Annotated in this window: 20 protein-coding genes and 3 pseudogenes; 11 read left to right on the forward strand and 12 right to left on the reverse strand. The window is 34.1% G+C overall.

What is annotated here, in order from left to right:
- The first annotated feature begins 33 nt into the window (after positions 1-33).
- Positions 34-1,191, forward strand: a complete 1,158-nt coding sequence (gene dnaN / locus NBW39_RS00375) for a DNA polymerase III subunit beta (RefSeq protein ID WP_250295270.1) — start codon at positions 34-36, stop codon at positions 1,189-1,191.
- Positions 1,192-1,216: 25 nt separating this feature from the next.
- Here dnaN and truA read toward each other — a convergent pair whose 3' ends face one another.
- Positions 1,217-1,954, reverse strand: a complete 738-nt coding sequence (truA, locus tag NBW39_RS00380) for a tRNA pseudouridine(38-40) synthase TruA (RefSeq protein ID WP_250295271.1) — start codon at positions 1,952-1,954, stop codon at positions 1,217-1,219.
- Between the two features lie 141 nt (positions 1,955-2,095).
- Here truA and recA point away from each other — a divergent pair, with 141 nt between their 5' ends.
- From recA to NBW39_RS00395, 3 genes and pseudogenes are all read left to right on the forward strand, one after another.
- Positions 2,096-3,163, forward strand: coding sequence for a recombinase RecA (gene recA, locus NBW39_RS00385; protein WP_250295272.1), 1,068 nt, complete (start codon positions 2,096-2,098; stop codon positions 3,161-3,163).
- 175 nt (positions 3,164-3,338) lie between these two features.
- Positions 3,339-3,521, forward strand: a pseudogene (locus NBW39_RS00390) (IS5 family transposase); the annotation flags it as partial.
- Between the two features lie 95 nt (positions 3,522-3,616).
- Positions 3,617-4,251: pseudogene (locus NBW39_RS00395) on the forward strand (IS5 family transposase); the annotation flags it as partial.
- A 114-nt stretch (positions 4,252-4,365) separates the two neighbouring features.
- Here NBW39_RS00395 and NBW39_RS00400 read toward each other — a convergent pair.
- Entirely contained in the window at positions 4,366-4,665 is a 300-nt protein-coding gene (locus tag NBW39_RS00400) for an ETC complex I subunit (RefSeq protein WP_250295274.1), read from the reverse strand.
- A gap of 142 nt (positions 4,666-4,807) precedes the next feature.
- Here NBW39_RS00400 and NBW39_RS00405 point away from each other — a divergent pair, with 142 nt between their 5' ends.
- Positions 4,808-5,416, forward strand: coding sequence for a 50S ribosomal protein L25/general stress protein Ctc (locus NBW39_RS00405; RefSeq protein WP_250295275.1), 609 nt, complete (start codon positions 4,808-4,810; stop codon positions 5,414-5,416).
- A 2-nt stretch (positions 5,417-5,418) separates the two neighbouring features.
- Positions 5,419-5,967, forward strand: a complete 549-nt coding sequence (pth, locus tag NBW39_RS00410; RefSeq protein ID WP_250295276.1) for an aminoacyl-tRNA hydrolase — start codon at positions 5,419-5,421, stop codon at positions 5,965-5,967.
- A gap of 321 nt (positions 5,968-6,288) precedes the next feature.
- Here the strand turns inward: pth and NBW39_RS08785 are convergent.
- The 3 genes and pseudogenes from NBW39_RS08785 to smpB form a co-directional block, all read right to left on the reverse strand.
- Positions 6,289-6,445 (reverse strand): annotated as a pseudogene (locus tag NBW39_RS08785) (IS66 family transposase); the annotation flags it as partial.
- Between the two features lie 516 nt (positions 6,446-6,961).
- On the reverse strand, positions 6,962-7,747 hold the full coding sequence (gene lgt, locus NBW39_RS00415) for a prolipoprotein diacylglyceryl transferase (RefSeq protein ID WP_250295278.1): 786 nt from the start codon (positions 7,745-7,747) through the stop codon (positions 6,962-6,964).
- A 6-nt stretch (positions 7,748-7,753) separates the two neighbouring features.
- Positions 7,754-8,203: an SsrA-binding protein SmpB gene (smpB, locus tag NBW39_RS00420; protein WP_250295279.1), complete on the reverse strand. Its 450-nt coding sequence runs from the start codon at positions 8,201-8,203 to the stop codon at positions 7,754-7,756.
- 98 nt (positions 8,204-8,301) lie between these two features.
- Here smpB and NBW39_RS00425 point away from each other — a divergent pair, with 98 nt between their 5' ends.
- The gene (locus NBW39_RS00425) at positions 8,302-8,823 is read left to right on the forward strand and encodes a Na+/H+ antiporter subunit E (RefSeq protein WP_250295280.1); all 522 of its coding nucleotides are present in this window, start codon (positions 8,302-8,304) and stop codon (positions 8,821-8,823) included.
- On the opposite strand, the gene NBW39_RS00430 is transcribed toward NBW39_RS00425, so the two are convergent.
- Entirely contained in the window at positions 8,816-9,232 is a 417-nt protein-coding gene (locus NBW39_RS00430) for a hypothetical protein (RefSeq protein WP_250295281.1), read from the reverse strand. The genes NBW39_RS00425 and NBW39_RS00430 overlap by 8 nt on opposite strands.
- 299 nt (positions 9,233-9,531) lie before the next feature.
- Between NBW39_RS00430 and purN the strand changes: the two genes are divergently transcribed.
- Positions 9,532-10,098 carry a phosphoribosylglycinamide formyltransferase gene (gene purN, locus NBW39_RS00435; RefSeq protein WP_250295283.1) on the forward strand — a complete coding sequence of 189 codons (567 nt, stop codon included), beginning with the start codon at positions 9,532-9,534 and terminating at the stop codon, positions 10,096-10,098.
- On the opposite strand, the gene NBW39_RS00440 is transcribed toward purN, so the two are convergent.
- From NBW39_RS00440 to ribF, 4 genes are read right to left on the reverse strand one after another with little or no spacing between them, the layout of a single operon-like run.
- On the reverse strand, positions 10,092-11,411 hold the full coding sequence (locus NBW39_RS00440; protein ID WP_250295284.1) for a M16 family metallopeptidase: 1,320 nt from the start codon (positions 11,409-11,411) through the stop codon (positions 10,092-10,094). The two genes, purN and NBW39_RS00440, sit on opposite strands and share 7 nt — an antisense overlap.
- On the reverse strand, positions 11,398-12,738 hold the full coding sequence (locus NBW39_RS00445) for a M16 family metallopeptidase (protein ID WP_250295286.1): 1,341 nt from the start codon (positions 12,736-12,738) through the stop codon (positions 11,398-11,400). Before NBW39_RS00445 ends, NBW39_RS00440 begins: the two co-directional genes overlap by 14 nt.
- 29 nt (positions 12,739-12,767) lie before the next feature.
- On the reverse strand, positions 12,768-13,244 hold the full coding sequence (lspA, locus tag NBW39_RS00450) for a signal peptidase II (RefSeq protein WP_006279329.1): 477 nt from the start codon (positions 13,242-13,244) through the stop codon (positions 12,768-12,770).
- Complete coding sequence (gene ribF / locus NBW39_RS00455) at positions 13,241-14,173, reverse strand: riboflavin biosynthesis protein RibF (RefSeq protein ID WP_250295290.1); 933 nt, start codon at positions 14,171-14,173, stop codon at positions 13,241-13,243. Before ribF ends, lspA begins: the two co-directional genes overlap by 4 nt.
- 60 nt (positions 14,174-14,233) lie before the next feature.
- On the opposite strand from ribF, the gene NBW39_RS00460 reads away from it, so the two are divergent.
- Both NBW39_RS00460 and NBW39_RS00465 read left to right on the forward strand, forming a co-directional pair.
- Complete coding sequence (locus NBW39_RS00460) at positions 14,234-14,590, forward strand: glutaredoxin (protein ID WP_250295291.1); 357 nt, start codon at positions 14,234-14,236, stop codon at positions 14,588-14,590.
- A gap of 119 nt (positions 14,591-14,709) precedes the next feature.
- Positions 14,710-15,582, forward strand: coding sequence for a hypothetical protein (locus NBW39_RS00465; protein ID WP_250295292.1), 873 nt, complete (start codon positions 14,710-14,712; stop codon positions 15,580-15,582).
- Positions 15,583-15,895: 313 nt separating this feature from the next.
- Here the strand turns inward: NBW39_RS00465 and NBW39_RS00470 are convergent, their stop codons facing one another.
- Both NBW39_RS00470 and NBW39_RS00475 read right to left on the reverse strand, forming a co-directional pair.
- Positions 15,896-16,252 carry a TrbC/VirB2 family protein gene (locus tag NBW39_RS00470; protein ID WP_250295293.1) on the reverse strand — a complete coding sequence of 119 codons (357 nt, stop codon included), beginning with the start codon at positions 16,250-16,252 and terminating at the stop codon, positions 15,896-15,898.
- 17 nt (positions 16,253-16,269) lie between these two features.
- Complete coding sequence (locus tag NBW39_RS00475) at positions 16,270-16,596, reverse strand: TrbC/VirB2 family protein (RefSeq protein WP_250295294.1); 327 nt, start codon at positions 16,594-16,596, stop codon at positions 16,270-16,272.
- A gap of 135 nt (positions 16,597-16,731) precedes the next feature.
- Here NBW39_RS00475 and NBW39_RS00480 point away from each other — a divergent pair, with 135 nt between their 5' ends.
- Positions 16,732-17,547, forward strand: coding sequence for a YihY/virulence factor BrkB family protein (locus NBW39_RS00480; protein ID WP_250295295.1), 816 nt, complete (start codon positions 16,732-16,734; stop codon positions 17,545-17,547).
- The last annotated feature ends 4 nt before the right edge of the window (positions 17,548-17,551 follow it).

The following is a 17,551-nucleotide window of genomic DNA, read 5'->3' on the forward strand; positions in this document are numbered from 1 at the left end:
ATATCATTTAAAATATATTTTTGAGAGTTAGTAATGTCAGAGGTTGCAGGTGTAGATACAGAAATCAAAAAGCAAAATTCTGTGTGTGAGCAGATGCGTTTTAGCGTAAGCCGCACAAGTCTTTTAAATACATTATCCAGAGTAAGTGGAGTGGTTGAAAGGCGTAATGCAATAGATGTTTTGGCATGTATAAATATCAAAGCACAACATGGCAGCATAAAATTAATGGCAACTGATCTTGACATTTCAATGTTTGCCTCACTTGCTGCAACCGTATTAACAGAAGGAGAAGTAAAAATTTCAGCGCATACTTTACATGACATAGTGAAGAAGTTACCCGCTGATTTGGATGTCAATTTTGAAGTAAACAACCAAGGAAAATTATTGATGTCTTGCGGAAATGCAAACTTTTCTTTACCGAATGTAGTTTCAAACAGCTTTCCTGCTCTTGAAGAAGATAATTATAAACATGATTTTATTCTACTAAATACGGACCTGATAGACTTATTAACTAAAACAAAATTTGCTGTATCACTAGATGATACAAGGTATAATTTAAATGGAATATATCTACATACAGACGAGCAGTTTCTGTACTGCGTTGCAACTGATGGCCATCGTTTATCATGTATAAAGAGGCCAAAACCTGGGAACATCAATGGCGAATTTGGTGTAATCATTCCACGCAAAACTGTCATGGAATTGTTAAAAATATTGGATGATTGTAATGAAATTAATGTAAAACTTTCAGACAGAAAAATCAAGTTTACATGCGGTGAATATATTCTAATATCAAAATTAATAGATGGGACTTTTCCAAATTATAAAGCAGTTATTCCAGCATCTCAAGATAAGCATATGGTTATTGAAAGTAAAAAACTTTCAGATGTTATAGATCGGGTTTCTGTTGTTGTATCTGATAAAGTAAAATCCATTAAATTCTCACTACAAGAAAAGCTGCTAACTTTGCATTCAAACTCCCAAGAGTGCAGTGATGCAACTGAATCCATAGAAGTGGACTACAATGAAGCCCCTATAGAAATAGGGTTCAACTCGCGTTATTTACTTGATGTTCTATCCTGCATAAAAAATAAATGTAAGTTTAGCTTAGCCGATGGTAATAGTGCTACAATTATCACTGATGAAGACGATTCAAGTGTATTATATGTAGTGATGCCAATGAGAACTTAAGGGCTCAGGATTATTTTTTATCAAATTAGTAATCTATCTTTACCAAATATAAGCCAAAAGGCGGCGCGGTAACCCCAGCGGCACTTCTTTTGCATTGGCTTAATATATGTAGCATTTCTTGCGGATTGGTTCTATTTTTTCCAAATTCAACCAAAGTGCCTACAATAATCCTCACTTGGTTATGTAAAAAGGAAATAGCAGATATTTTGATGTGTATATGGCTCCCATTTTGTATTATATCAATATCATCAATTGTTCTTATCGGATTTGCGGCTTGACAATCTTTTGAACGGAAACTTGAAAGGTTATGTTTTCCAAGTAGATGTTTAGCAGCTTCACGCATAATATTTACATCAAGTGGGCTAAACACTTGCCATATATAACCAGTCTCCAGAGCTGCAGGAGCATAGCGATTAACTATTCTGTATTCGTAATATCTTTTTTTTGCTGAAAACCGTGCGTGAAACGCATCATCTACAACTTCTACATTCAGTACAACTATGGGAATTGATTTTAAATGATAATTTATTGCGTTTCTTATTCTATAAAGCTCAAATTCCTTTTCCATATCAAAATGAGCAACTTGTCCTAAAGCATGAACCCCTGCATCAGTCCTGCCACCACAGTACAAAGTAACTTTCTCACCACTAAAATTAAATATAGCATTTTCTATCTTCTCCTGGATTGAGTTAGCAGAGCGTTGCTGCTTTTGCCAGCCAGAGAAACTACTACCATTGTATTCTATTGTTATTTTGTATCGCATTGCAGAGTCTATCTAACTTTCTATCTTAATATAATTTAGGTAGCTAGTTTTTCTACGATAACGTTTTTCATTATTAAAAAGCCCTTGGCAGGTTGTTCACGTTCGATTATCATGGAAGTTATACAAGTTAATAAATGATCCATGGCAAACAACCCAGAAGAAAAAAATAATGATAAGCAAAAAGCATTAGATAATGCAATAAGCCAAATTGAAAAAGCGTTTGGTAAAGGTGCAATAATGAAGCTGAAGCAAAATTCTGTAGAAAAAATAGACACAATATCCACAGGATCAATTGCGCTTGATTCGGCTCTAGGTGTTGGAGGACTGCCAAAAGGACGTATAATTGAAATATTTGGTCCCGAGAGTTCTGGTAAAACCACTCTTGCCTTGCACGTAATTGCTGAAGCACAAAAAAAAGGAGGATCATGCGCATTTATCGATGCAGAACATGCATTGGATGTCTTATATGCTCGTAAACTTGGGGTAAGCACTGATGATTTAGTAATTTCGCAACCAGACACTGGAGAGCAGGCATTGCACATTGTTGAGTATTTAGTGTGTTCTGGTGCGGTTGATGTGATAGTTATTGACTCTGTTGCAGCATTAACTCCAAGAGCTGAAATTGAAGGTGATATGGGTGATCAACATATGGGGCTGCAAGCAAGGCTTTTAAGCCATGGGCTACGAAAACTAACCTCTGGCGTTTCAAAAGCGAACTGTATATTAATATTTATTAATCAAATTCGTATGAAAATAGGAGTAGTGTACGGAAATCCTGAAACTACCACGGGTGGAAATGCGTTAAAATTCTATACTTCTATAAGGCTTGATATAAGAAAAGTTGGTGTAATAAAAGACAAAGAAAATATTACAGGTAATGAAACAAGAGTTAAAGTTGTAAAAAATAAAGTTGCTCCTCCATTTAGAGAAGCGAAATTTGATATAATGTACAATGAAGGTATATCAAAACTTGGAGAAATAATAGATATGGGAGCAAAGCTTGGTGTGCTTGAAAAAGCAGGCGCTTATTATTCATATAACAACACACGTCTTGGACAAGGAAGAGAGAATGTAAAAACTTACTTAAAAACAAACAAAGAAATTGCAAGTGAGATAGAAACGAAAATCAGAGATTTACTCAGAAATCATGATAATTCTATCATAATAGACGAGGACAGTGAGCAACTTCTAGAAGAATCAGTTTTCTAATTTAAGCTATAACATAGTATTTTCAAAAATAAATGATATATGGATAAAGTTTTCTGGGCTCCAGTGTTAGTTACCTGGATGGCTTTGTTGCATAGCGAGTAGTGATGAGAAAAAAAAGGGAAAAAATCTAAAGAAAGTGGTTACTCTATTAAGAAATGAATATTTTGGAGAGTATATGCCACAGAAGATGAAAGTTAGTAATCATAAAGAGTATAATCAATTTTTAGAAAAAAGAGGAAATGTCTTTCATTTTATCGATGAAGCTATAGAAAACTGGTACGAAAGTTCAGGAAAAATTCCTGGAGGAAACAACGTTTACAGCGATAAGGGTGTTATTGCAGTGGTTCTGTTGCATCTATAAATCGTGGACAAGAAAATCGTTAAAACTGAGGTTATGGGAATTATAGAGATAGCAAAATTCTCAAAAGTAGAAACATTAGACTTCTTTCGAAACTGGAGTATCTGAAAAGCGGTTTTCAGTGGAGAATGCTACCAAAAGAGTTTCCAAAATGGCGCAATTGTTACGAATATTTTAAAAAATGGAGTGAAAAACCAAATGGAAGTAAAGAAAGTATTTTGGAGCGTATGTTAAAAAAAATAGTTGGCGTGGTCAGACAAAATAATGGTCGGAAACAGCTTCTGCATAATTGATGCACAGAGTGTAAAAAATGCAGATACTGCTGAAGAAAAAGGCTATGATGCAGGCAAAAAGATTTCAGGGCCATATTGCAGTAGATACGCAAGACATGCAATTTATATAACGACAGCAGAGATAACTGACCGTAGCAGTGCTGTGAGAATGGTCGAAAATGCAAAAGGAAACCTCTCGGGAGTAAAAAATGTACTGGTTGATGCAGGCTATACGGGAGAGAATTTTGCAACTCAAATAAAAACGATTATTAGTGCAACCGTTGAAGTGATAAAACGAACATACCTTTGTTGTATTGCCAAAGAGATGGGTCGTTGAGCGCTCTTTTGCTTGATTGGAAAAGTGTAGGCAGTTGTGGAAAAATTGTGAGCGGAAACTCAACACTAGCCTGCAAATGGTCGTTCTTGCTTTCACCGCTTTACTCCTTAAAAGATTATGAACAGGTTCTAACATTAAGCAAGATCATGAAGTCAGTTTTACTATATTTATCAGTTGATTTTTGTCCAGCTATATTAAACCCTGTCTTTTACAGATAAGCACACCGCAATAAAACTTACTTTAGTATGAAATTGCTTGCGTAAGATTTTGGCAACCTTTTAACATTTTTTGGCATTTCAATTATATATTTAACGTTACGTTTTTTTGCGTAGAATACTGCCTTTTCAAGAGAATCAAACTTTAATACAATCTGTTTTTTTGGATCTTTTGAGCCAACCCACCCCATCAAAGGTTCAATGTAGTAAGAACCAGATTCAATTTTTAGGTGCCAGAGATTTGTATTACCTAAACCAGATTGTGTTGCAGTTTTTGTTGGTTTATAAATCCTAAAAACTACTTTATCATCAATGCCCATAGTTCTTGTTAAATAAGCTTAAATATATATCTAAATAAATCCTTTCACAAACAATTAGTATGAAAGAATGAAGTTTGAAATAAATATTTTTATGTTATATTATTAAATTATATTAAAAGGATTAGCTGAATAGGAGTAACCGATGACGCAACAAGAAATAGTAACAATTAATGCAGAGTTACGTGATATAACAAAAACAAAAGCGATGCATTCTCTAAGGAAGAAAGGAAACATCCCTGGAATCATATATGGAAAGGGCCATGATAATGTAAATTTAACATTGTCTGCAAAGGAATTCACGAAGCAATATAAATCAGGCTCTCTTTCTGCACATTTGATAGAGCTGAATATTTCGGGCAAAAAGGAATATGCTCTTGTTCGCGATATCCAATTGCATGTAGTAAAGGATACTGTGCAACATGTTGATTTTCAATTTGTTGATAAAGGCAGCGAAATTAAAATAGACATACCTCTATCATTTGTGAATGAAAGTAAAGCTCCAGGGATCAAGTTAGGTGGAGTGCTTAATGTTTTGTGTCGTTCTATTGCTGTTAAATGCTCTCCTGATAAAATACCTCAGGTTATAGAAGTTGATTTATCTGGTAAAATGATTGGCCAATCTATACATATCAACGATGTAAAATTACCAGAAGGTGTTAAGTTTGTAGCCCATGAAGAAGAAAATTTTACTATTGTTACAATTTCTGCTGCCGATAGTGACGTTGAAGAACCTCAAGCAGAAACAGAGTAATAGTGCATCTGATAGTTGGACTTGGTAACCCTGGCAGTCAATATGAGCTAACTCATCATAATATCGGCTTCATCATAGTTGATACAATTTGCAAATATTGGAATTTCCAGTCGTTTTCTAAAAAAGCCGATTATCTAATAACCTCTGGCATAATTAATGATAATAAAATCATGTTAATAAAGCCTTATTCATTTATGAATAATTCAGGCATTCCTGTTACAAAAATACGAAACTTTTACAAATTATCGCTAGATAATATCATTGTCATACACGATGACGCTGACTTGGAACTTGGAAGAATAAAAATAAAGAAAGGTGGTAGCTCTGCTGGACATAATGGACTTAAATCCATGGATAGTTTTATTGGTAATGATTATTGGCGCTTGAGATTTGGAGTAGGCAGACCTGAAGATCAAAAAAGCTTAGCAGATTATGTATTATCAAAATTTTCAAATTTTGATAATGTTACTCCCTTAGTGGAAAAAATAGCAAAAAATATACACTTAATGCTGCAAGGAGATAATACAGCTTTTATCAATTTGATTGTATAATATTACGAAACACAAAACTAAATTTCACACAATTAAAATAACAGATTTCTTGGTTCTGTCGCATTTGTAGGAAAGTAGAAAGAAGAGTGATATAATCATCTTAAAAAGAGCAAAGATGTTTCGCAAAATTATTGCCCTATTTTAAAGGATTTAGCTTTTCAGGAGATGTTATCTGTATATATGAAATAGGCTTCTTTCAAAATTCACATAAGGAGCTCAAAATTGTGGATAGCAGCAATCAAATTAAATCTTAAACCAAAACGTATCTGTTCAGATGCATGGCTAATATACAAATATTGGGTATCCGTTCAGCAGAGTGGTTTAAGAAACAATAGATAGGAGATTTTGGAAAGCCCTTTTGTTTCCATGTTAAGTATAATGAAATTATCCGTTCGAGGAATGTGTTTCCTCGCTGTGATTGTGTAAAATATGAGTTTTTACGGTAAACGACATAGTGTCGTATCTGTTGTTCAGCATGTCAATGGAATGTTTTCTGAATCATTTAGATCAATCATATTACCTCACGTTTACCCTATGATTATCTTTTTGGTTTATCTTGTCTACCTATTTTGCCACTCTGCTGAACGGATACATTTACTAAGCAGAAAAAAAGGCAAAAGAAGCCCCGTGGTAATTAGTGTTCACTTCCTAATCCTGCAAATTGGCGTACTATACTGTCTTAAACAGCGCGTTTCAGCTTATATAGCTAGCAATACTGTGAAGACATAAGGTGCACATAGTGCAAAAAATTAAAAATAAGACGCCAACTACGTTGTTTTCTTGCTGTTTAATCTGCACAGATGAAGATAACTGAACACCTTCACTATCATGATAAGGGGGCTGGCGGAGTTTGTCAAGGAATTTTTATGGCCTAGCGTTACGCGCTGGAATGACACCGGACCTCATATTCATTCTACTGCAACGCAGAAAATTCGTACAGCTGCGCATGATGTGGGGCTTCTGGCTACATTTTTCTATTAAACCCACCTTTCCTCTATGTAACAGATTTCATATTGAATTTCAAATTTAATGCACCTAAATATATTCCCAGCAAAACCATAGGTATAGAAAGCAACTGTCCCATGGTTAAATCAAGCCACAGATAGCCAACTTGATAATCTGGCTCACGGAAAAATTCGACCACAAAGCGTACTATTCCATACCACATAACTGCAATACCAGTTAGTGCACCGTGATATAATCTTATCCTAGTCAAAAAAAACAGTGAATTTGCCACTGCAAAAAGTAGCAGTCCTTCAAAAAATGCCTCATAAAGCTGACTTGGATGGCGCAGCAAATTATCACCACTCTCTGGAAATACCATACCCCACGGCATAGTGGTAACTCTGCCAAATAACTCTCCGTTTATAAAATTGCCTATGCGACCTAAAAATAAACCTATGGGAACTCCGCAAGAAATTAGGTCCAGTGCATAAAATATAGGAATGTTATGTCTTTTACACGAAATTATTACTGCAAGCAAAACTCCTATAGCACCACCATGAAATGACATCCCTCCTTCCCAGGTCTTCAATATCTCGATAGGGTTGCTTATATAAAGAACTGGATCATATATCAATACGTAGCCAAGTCTACCTCCAAGGATAATACCTACAATAGTGGCTGTTAATAACGAATCGTAAAAATTCTTAGTGAATATTTTTTGGTCATCTAGCTTATGTAAATACCAATATGCAAATACTATACCCAAAACGTAGGCCAAGGAATACCAATATATAGAAACAGGACCGATGCTGAAGATTATTGGATTTAAAGACATATTTTGCTATAAATTATTCTTAGACAATCTACTTTTTTCACGATCCCACTCTCTCTGCTTTATGGTTGCTCTCTTGTCGTAAAGCTTTTTTCCTTTCACAATGGCAATTTTAGTTTTTGCCAATCCTTTATCATTAAAATAGACCGAAAGCGGCACAACAGTTATCCCAGCAGTCTTGATTTGACCAATTAGTTTGTTTATCTCTTTTTTATGTAAAAGCAGTTTACGCTCCCTTTTTGGCTTATGATTTTTTTTGTTCGCAGCTTTATATTCTGCAATGTGCATGTTATGTAGCCATATTTCGCTATTCTTTTCGATAACGTAGGCGTCGGAAATATTTACTTTCCTTTCCCTTAGTGACTTTACCTCACTGCTTAATAAGACCATACCCGCTTCAAATTCTTCTAAGATGAAATATTCAAACCTTGCTTTCCTATTTTCTGCAATAACTTCCATATCTAAAGATATCTTTAAGCTTCAATATATTACAGAGTTTTTAACCCAATTCATAATATATCTTTCCTTAAAAAATCATTTAAGTTATACTGCAAACCATGAACCTTAGGCAAAAAATCAAGTTTTTTTCTCTGTCGTTTATAACTTTATTTGCTCTATGGATTATACTTTCTGGTTATTTTGAGCCGTTTTTTATTTTTTGTGGAGTATTTTCTTCTATATTCACGTTGTTTATCCTTAGAAAGTTGATAAACGCTGAAGGCGCTCTTAGCCAGATTTTAAATGGTACGAATAGACTGTCGTTTTATAAGCTCGTAAGTTATATACCATGGTTAATGTACCAAATTATTCTATCAAGTGTTTATGTAACAAAAAAGGTGCTACAATTCAAATCTAAACTTGAGCCAATCGTTATCCTAAGAAAATGCAAAGGACATAATGATGAAAGCATTGCGTTATTTGCCAATTCAGTCACAATCACTCCTGGGACTTTAACTGTCAATGTTGAAAGTAAGCAGAAAACATATTTATCTACCATGTGTTTGATAGACAAAGATCTTGAAAGCGGGATTTCTGAAATAGAAAACAAAATCTTAAAAATACTACGTTCAGTTAAGTAATTGCTTTAAATAGATTCACAGCATCCTTATATTCTCTCACGAGACTTTCAAGCATTTCTTTTGGGAGGCTATTGTTAATAATAGAGCATAAATAATTATATAAATCTTCTAACCTTGATATATTATTTCTCTTCTTGCTGTTAAATTTATAAGGAAAAATACCTTCCATAACTTCAATAGTAGTAGCCTTGTTTAAAAATACATTTTCATTTGTCACGCTTATTCTTGCTAAAACAGTGTTAATTTCAGGTTCGTCACTCGTATAAAAATCTGATAGCTGAGTTATTCTAATAACATATAAAGTTACTATTTTTGACAAGCAATTATCAGCATATTCACAATTTTTTATTACCTCCCACTGAGTAACCTGAGATTTACCTATTTTTGCATTGTTCGGTAATTTACTCATTGAAATTTCTCCATTTAATTCAGTGTAATAAATTATACTAATACTTTGTTAAATAAATAATAACGCGATTACAAAAATATATACTTATAGTAGTATATTATACAAAAATAGCACAATATCTAAGCATTAAAGCTAGTTTAAGCTGGTGCATGGGCGTTATTTTTGTGCTGTCCAGTAAAACCCAAAATTAGAGGTCCTCTTAATATAAAGAGTTTAGTCTGCCTTCTTTGCTGTAAAATAAGTTTTCCTTTTGAGCTATTTTGTTAGTATTAACTAAATTCTAAACTAACTGTGCTATAATGAAAAAGATAAAACTCGGAATACTAATTTCAGGCAGGGGATCAAATATGCAGGCCTTGATAGAAGCATGTCAAGATCAGAATTTTCCCGCAGAAGTTGCATGTGTTATCACAAATAATAGTGAAGCTGCTGGTCTGAAAGCAGCAGAGCAAGCAGGAGTTCCAGCGTTTGTTGTTAAGGATAAACCACTTGATGCTGATAAAATTCACGAAATACTTGTTCAACATAAGGTTGATTTAATTTGCCTTGCAGGGTTTATGAGAATTCTCAAAGCTGATTTTCTGAGTAAATGGCATAACAAGGTGATAAATATTCATCCCTCTCTACTTCCATCTTTTAAAGGCCTAAACGCTCAAGAGCAAGCTCTAAAAGCAGGTGTAAAAATTACAGGTTGTACTGTACATTATGTCACTCCTGAAGTTGATGCTGGAGCCATAATTGCTCAAGTTGCTGTGCCAGTGTTACCAACTGATGATATTCAAAGCCTCTCAGTACGCATTCTAGCTGAGGAGCATAAGTGTTATGTAGAAGCAGTAGGATCAATAGCAGAAAGTATTAATTATTGACCTTGAGCGTTTTTTCCAACTTCAACAAAAAATAAATTTTCGGGTTCCAGTAAAGAACTTGCCAGCTCGTTTACTTCTTCTAGCTTTACGTCATTAATGAGACTTACAAAATCATTTATATGGTTAGTGTCACGGTTGTTTACCTGAATATCGTTTAGTTTTGCAACTATGTTATTATTGTTGAACATAGAGAAGACATAGGAGTTTACCATGCTGACTTTTGTATCTCGAAACAATTGCTCATCAATTCCCTCTTTTCGAACCTTGCTCAGCGTATCTTTTATTGCTGATATTGATTGACTGGCAGTAGAACTATCAGTATTAATACTTCCAGCTATAACGTTCCCATGTTTATTGGGAATAATACTTGCATAAACACCATAAGTAATACCCAAGTTTTGCCTTAGCTCTTTCATTAATATTGAATTCAATCCCATGCCACCAAGTGCATTAATCAAGACACTAGCGTTATAATAATTAGGATCTTCATAAGCTATACCTTTTTGAGCAAAAAGTATCACACTCTGTGGTATATCCATAAAAATATTCTTACTTTCTGCAGAACCAAAATCATTTTTCACAGGTATTTTTCTAACTTTTGATCTTTTTGACGGCAATTTAGATAAATATTTATCTAACAACGTAATAATTTCTTCTTTTTTTGCACAACCAGCAACACTGATAACTATGTTATCTTTAGCAAAATTACGCTTTATGTATGTTAAAACATCATCTCTAGTAATGCTCATTATATTGTCAGGAGTACCGTACACACTTTTTGAGTAAGGATGCTTTTTAAATAGCAACGTTTCCAATTCTTTTCCAGCAACAAAAAAAGGATTTTTTTCAAGATTATTAAAATCAACTTTGGCTTTCTCGAAAACTCTATTCAACCCTTCAGAGTCAACTTTAGGACGTATTATAGCGTCACTAAGTAGTGAAACACCTTCTTCTAAATTCTCAGACAGAGTGTCCAACGAAACTCCAAACGTTTCTAAACCAGCAATAAAATTTAAACTAATTCCTTTATCTTCAAGCTTTTTCGCAAAATCTCTGGCATCATTTTTTCCTGCCCCTTCTTGAATTATAAGAGAAGTAAACCAGGTAAGTCCCTGTTTTTCTGCATTCTCATACACATAACCTGCATCTTTAAACGATATATTCAGTGAAACTTTTGGTAAATCGCAGTTTTCAACAAATAAAAACTTAAACCCCTTACGGGTAGTGACCTCCTCTATATTTAAGTTACCGCTTGCTTGTAAATTAAAGCCTAGACAGAAAAAAAATAGAAATATAATTTTACTTATCTTCATTGTTATCTCCTTTTGGTAATAAACGACCAATTAACTTATTGGAAGAAAAGATAGTACGAATTTTGTTATTTGTATCCTCTAGATTGACATCATTAATCTTGCTATATGAAATATCTATTTCATCAAGTGGAATACCAAGTGCAAGGCGTGGCACATAAAACATTGCTATATGAATTAAGTCAGATAGATTATCAAACTGTGCTACTTTGTATCTATATTTCGAGCTTTGCAACTCCTCATCCGTTATTCCTTCAGAGATAAAATTATTAATGGCATTGTCTAACTCTCTTTCAACAATATCTAAATTAACGCCACTTTTTGGAGTTATCTCAATATCAACATAGCCATCACTAAAAGCTAGGCTATTATAATAAGCAGACACTGATACTGCCACATCTTTATCCAAAACCAAATCTTTATACAGTTTGCTGGATTTGCCGCTACCTAAAATGTCAACCGCTAAATGAGCAGCAGAGGTTTCACTTGTGTGCTTAAATAAAGGAACACGATAACGAAAATATAAAACTGGTTCTTTTACTTTAGTGCTCTCTAAAATCACCGATAAACCTGCATTATGCACTGGATCCTGATTTGGGTAATGTCTTATTACAGGCTTAGCTTTAATTTCGCCATATTTTTCTTCTGCTAATTTCACTACTTCATCAAATTCCACATCACCAACAATCAGTAATATTGCATTGCCGGGGTGATAATAATTGTCATGAAACCTCGTTATGTCATCTTGATTATAAGTTTTAATATCGCTCTCCCAGCCGATAACAGATCTGCCATAGCCAGTACGGTAAAATGCACTATTCATTTCTTCCCACAACAAGCTGTTAGGATGATTATCAAATCTCATCTTCCTCTCTTCCAGTACAATGTTTTTTTCTCTTTCTATTTTATCTTGAGTAACATTAAAATTGCCCATTCTATCTGCTTCAACTTCCATTGCAAGTGGTAAATCTTTTTTGGGGACCAACTCATAATAACAGGTATATTCTTTAGTGGTAAACGCGTTAAATTGAGCCCCAATGCTACTCATAGTGGCTTCTATATCTGTGAACTTTCCTGTAGTTTCAAACATTAAATGTTCAAAGTAGTGAGCCAATCCTGCTTTGCCGATTGGATCATCCATTCCCCCAACTTTGTATATTACTGCATGTAAAACGGCTGGAATCCGATGATTAGAAACAACATAAACATCTAGTCCGTTACTGAGTTTAGTATATTTTATGTTGTGCTCTATGTTTAAAGCATTCGAAGAAATTGGGTAAGTAAAAAAAAGTACAGGTAGTATAAGAAAACTAAAAAACTTATGAAGCATTATTTCGACCTAATATAAAAACAATTATTTTATTCCTCATTTTGTTTAGAAATAAGCATATCGTATATATACCACTTATATAACAATGTAAACATTCCACAAACTATAGATAAATCTGCTAAATTAAAGGCTGGCCAATACCAATCATCAATATGAAAATATATGAAATCATATACAGCTCCCCAATAGATCCTATCAACTACGTTTCCGATTGCTCCACCAATCATCAGAGAAAAACCAAGGTAAGTTGACTGATCGTCAGACTTGTATATCAAATATGCAAGTATACCAATTATTAGTATTGAAAATGCTGAAAAAAAGAAACCGCCATGTGGTAAAGCGCTACACATTCCAAAACTAATACCTGAATTCCAAACTTCAACTAGTTTTATAAAACTAGCGATCTCAATTGATTCTCCTTCATCAATCAATGAGTTTATGTACAATTTGCTCGTTTGGTCAATCAATACTATAATTAATATAACAACTAAGCATAACTTTTTCATAAATTTGCCTTTAACCTATAAACTTTAAGTATATCATAATTTATCTGTTTTGTTAACTCCTCAATACTATGGAATTTTTTTTCTGACCTTATGAATTTTAAAAGTTGTATATTGACTTTATGACTATATACGTCTTCATCAAAATCGAATATGTGCATTTCTATTATAGGCTTTTTCAGATCCTTAAAAGTAGGTCTCATACCAATATTGACTACTCCATATAACCAATTTGGATTACTATCAGGAAAAGTCACTCTAGCGTAATATGTGCCAAACTTAGGTTTTATCATGCAATCTTCTATAGGAATATTTATGGTTGGAAATCCTATTTCTCTACCTCTACACGCACCTTTTGTCACAATACCAAAAACTTGATAAGGTCTGCCGAGCAATTTATTAGCAATTTCTATTTCGCCCCTTTGTACATACTCCCTTATTGAAGAAGAAGAGCAAATTTTGCCGTCAATTGTTAATGGCTCTAATTTAGTCAAAGAGTATCCATATATTTCAGAATATTTCTCTAGAGTTAATATATTACCCAATCGTTTATGACCAAAAGTGCAATTTTCTCCGACAATTATGTGTTTAGCGCCATATTTATCTATTAAAATCTCACTGATAAAGTCATCGCAGCTAACCTCAGAAAAACCTCTATTAAAATTAATAATATATAAGTAATCTATACCATAGCTGCTGATGAGTTCCTTTTTTTGTTCTTGGTCTATTAACCTAAAATTGTTTCTACCAAATAAAACAGTTGATGGGTGAGGCTCAAAAGTTAAAACTGCAGAGGGTAATCCTCTTTCTTGTGCTACCTTCTTGAGAGTAGAAATTGCAAACTCATGTCCTGAATGAATGCCATCAAAATTTCCGAAGGTTAGTGCTATATTATTTTCTACCCCTTGCTCACAATTATAAATAATTTTCATACAATTTGATATGTTTCTTATATATAATAACTATATTTTAGTAAGCTACGGAGATAAATTGTGAAAAATGTTGTGATATATGTAAAGAAGGGCTGTCCATACTGCATAAGGGCAAAGGATTTACTAGATAGAAAAGGTGTGGAATATGAAGAAATTGATGTGCTCAAAAACTCAGATCTATTTAACGACATAAAATCAAAGTATAACGTTAGAACAGTTCCACAGATCTTTATTACTGATGACAATGGAAATTATATTCACCATATTGCAGGAAGCGACAAATTGATCGATCTTGAAAAAGAAGGAAAGTTGGATGATATGCTAAATAATAATGACAATCACATTGATGTCACAACTTACACAAGTAGCAATGACGAATATGAGGAAGGCGTTGTACTACACGATGATTTTATATAATTTTCATCTTGCTTTTATTGTCATGTAACGCACGAGTGAAAAGCTAGTATGCTCACTTTAAACAATTCTTAATGAATTAAAAATACAATTCATTTAGTGAGTTTTTTTAGTGGGAAAAAATGACAAAAAATATTTCAATTATTAGCAGAAACTTAATTAGTATCGAATTAGTTAGCAAACAAGATTTAGAGAATTTCATCAAGATTTTCACAGTGCTTGATAAACATATAGCAGCTAAAACACTTTTTACGGAAGAAGTGAGAATAGAGTATAAACAGCGCGACGGCATAGAAGTTGTTGAATTGCTAAAAGATACAGACTTTACATATCATGAGGTTGAAAATATATTGAACCACCTGAGTAAACATGGAATGAAGGTGCCCAGCAGTGTTATAGCACACACCCTTTTTGCTGCATACAATCACGCACTTGAATTTAAGGATGTAGCATTTTCCTTTTCTGAAGGCTCTCCACAATTTAACATCAGAGTGAGTAAGAACACCTTCATAATAACTCCTATGAGTGAAGAGAATTTGGAATTGAATTCACAAAATAGCAAGACATTAATAAAGTCGTTACAGAGCGAAAAAAGTATTTATGATTGTATAGTAGAAGAAAATACCATTAAAGTTATAGTGCATTCTGAAATACATCAAGCTATAAATTTGATCATAAAATCACTGATAAGGTCTCGCCTTTTAGCAAAAGAGGAAGAAGGAAAATTCAAAGAGAAATTGAGACAACTTGCTTTTAAGGATCAAGCTTTTGTTGAGTATTCCAGCATCAAAACCATCAGTAGGTATCCGCATAATCATCCTCTGAGAAAACATGAAAGTATTACTAAGGATATAGAAAATATTTTATGTGATTTCATAACAAATGAGAACAGCGAATTTGCTATAGAGCGGTTAAATAGGCTGAGCTCAGAAGTTTCTCCGGATACTCCAAGAATCATCACTAAAACTATAGATAAACTTGTTAAATTTCACTAAATATATCTGTTTTCTTACTGATTTAGTAGAACTCTTGCACTGCATCCCGCTGCTTGTTAGCGGATAACTGGCCTGCGCTATAGATACAAGCACTGAAACGACGCCGTCCTTTTTCCTGGACTGACCGTCTACTACGCAATCAGAAAACTTTATCTATTGTTTTTGAAAATATTGTAAACACTGAAAGTGGTCAGCTTGACCACTTTCAAGCGAAGACATAAAGAAAGTTTCAGCAAAGGTTTATAATGTCATATAATTATGGTCCTCCTTTAAGAAGCACCGTTTAGCTAATGCTTTTCTAAATCTGCAGCGCCTATTTTTTACACGCTCCTGTACTTGTATCCCAGTTGGTACCATCAGGGCAAGCAGTTGCACCATTTTTACAAATCACACCGCCTGGTACTATTTTTGAAACAACTACAGGTGCACCAAAAAACACAGCAGTAAATGCACCGAGTGCAAAAAGCGCTGGCCATGGCATTCTGCCAAATATTGCAAGCAATGCTGCACCAATTATTACTATTGTGATCATCGGTCCACCTATGCCGTGAGTATAGCCTACTATTTTGCATATTGTGTTTGACGTTGCGTCATCAGTAACACTGCTAGCAAAAACATTATCAAATGCAAAGAAGAGAATTAACGCCACTAGTAGAAGAAAATTTTTCATTATGCCTCCTATAATTTCTATGGATTATTCGCTACTGCACCGTCTTTACAAATCACACCTCCTGGTGTTATTTTTGAAACGACTACAGGAGCGCCAAAAAACACAGCAGTAAATGCACCGAGTGCAAAAAGCGCTGGCCACGGCATTCTGCCGAATATTGCAAGCAACGCTGCACCAATTATCACTATTGTGATCATTGGGCCACCTATGCCGTGAGTATAGCCTATTATCTTGCATATCACCGATGATGTTGTATCATTTGTATCAACAAAAGTAGTAGGAGGAGCATTTGCATCAAATGCAAAGGAGAGAATTAATGCCACAAGTAGAAGAAAATTTTTCATTATGCCTCCGATAATTTCTATTTAATGCTGGATTATCTACCATTTTGATTAAATTTAAGTAAATGGTGAGGATTTTTTGCTTAAAAGTATCCTTTATTTCATTTAGAATACTTTTCTTGGTTCGTCTATATTACAGTGCTACAGAAATTTTACAGCATCGTTTATTGCCTTTATCGTGCTTTGATTGACACAATTTATAATGATGGAGTGGAGCACGCAGGGTATCTATCATTTTTAATCCTGTTATCAATATTCCCTTTTCTCATTGTTTTAATGGCTTTGGCATCAACATTTGCAAATTTCTTAGACCAGTATAACATTGGCTGGGTATTTATCATTGATAACATGCCACAAGATATTTTAGCATCTTTGATGCCGCGCATTAGGGAGATAATATCAGGCCCGCCGCAAAGCTTACTAACTTTAGCAATTGTAGGCGCTGTTTGGACCGCCTCGTCAACAATTGAAGGGCTAAGAACAGTATTGAACAAAGCTTATAAAATTCCGGTTTCGCCGCCTTATATATGGAGAAGGGTGCTCAGTATATTACAATTTTTAGTGATCACACTTATTATAACTCTAACTATAGTGTTCTCTACATTAGTGCCGATGCTAATTGATTTTTCCTATCAGGGGATTAGTTATACTAAATATCTCCTCATTGAATTTGTACTTTTCACAGTAGTCTCTTGGCTATATTTTATGTTGCCAAACATAAAACAAAACTTATCAGACGTATTTCCTGGAGCTTGTGTGGCTGTTATTCTTTGGACGATTTCCGCTTCAGCTTTCAAGCAATACTTAAAAGCTTCCTTTGATCAACTGAATTTGATATATGGAAGTTTAGGTGGTGTGGTGGTATCGTTACTATTTTTTTATATGCTAAGTTTAATTTTTATATATGGAGCAAAATTTAATTTTCAGCTAAAATATTTCAATGAATCTCGCTAAGGAG

Source organism: Wolbachia endosymbiont of Oedothorax gibbosus (genome assembly GCF_936270435.1).
Classification (GTDB): Bacteria; Pseudomonadota; Alphaproteobacteria; order Rickettsiales; family Anaplasmataceae; genus Wolbachia.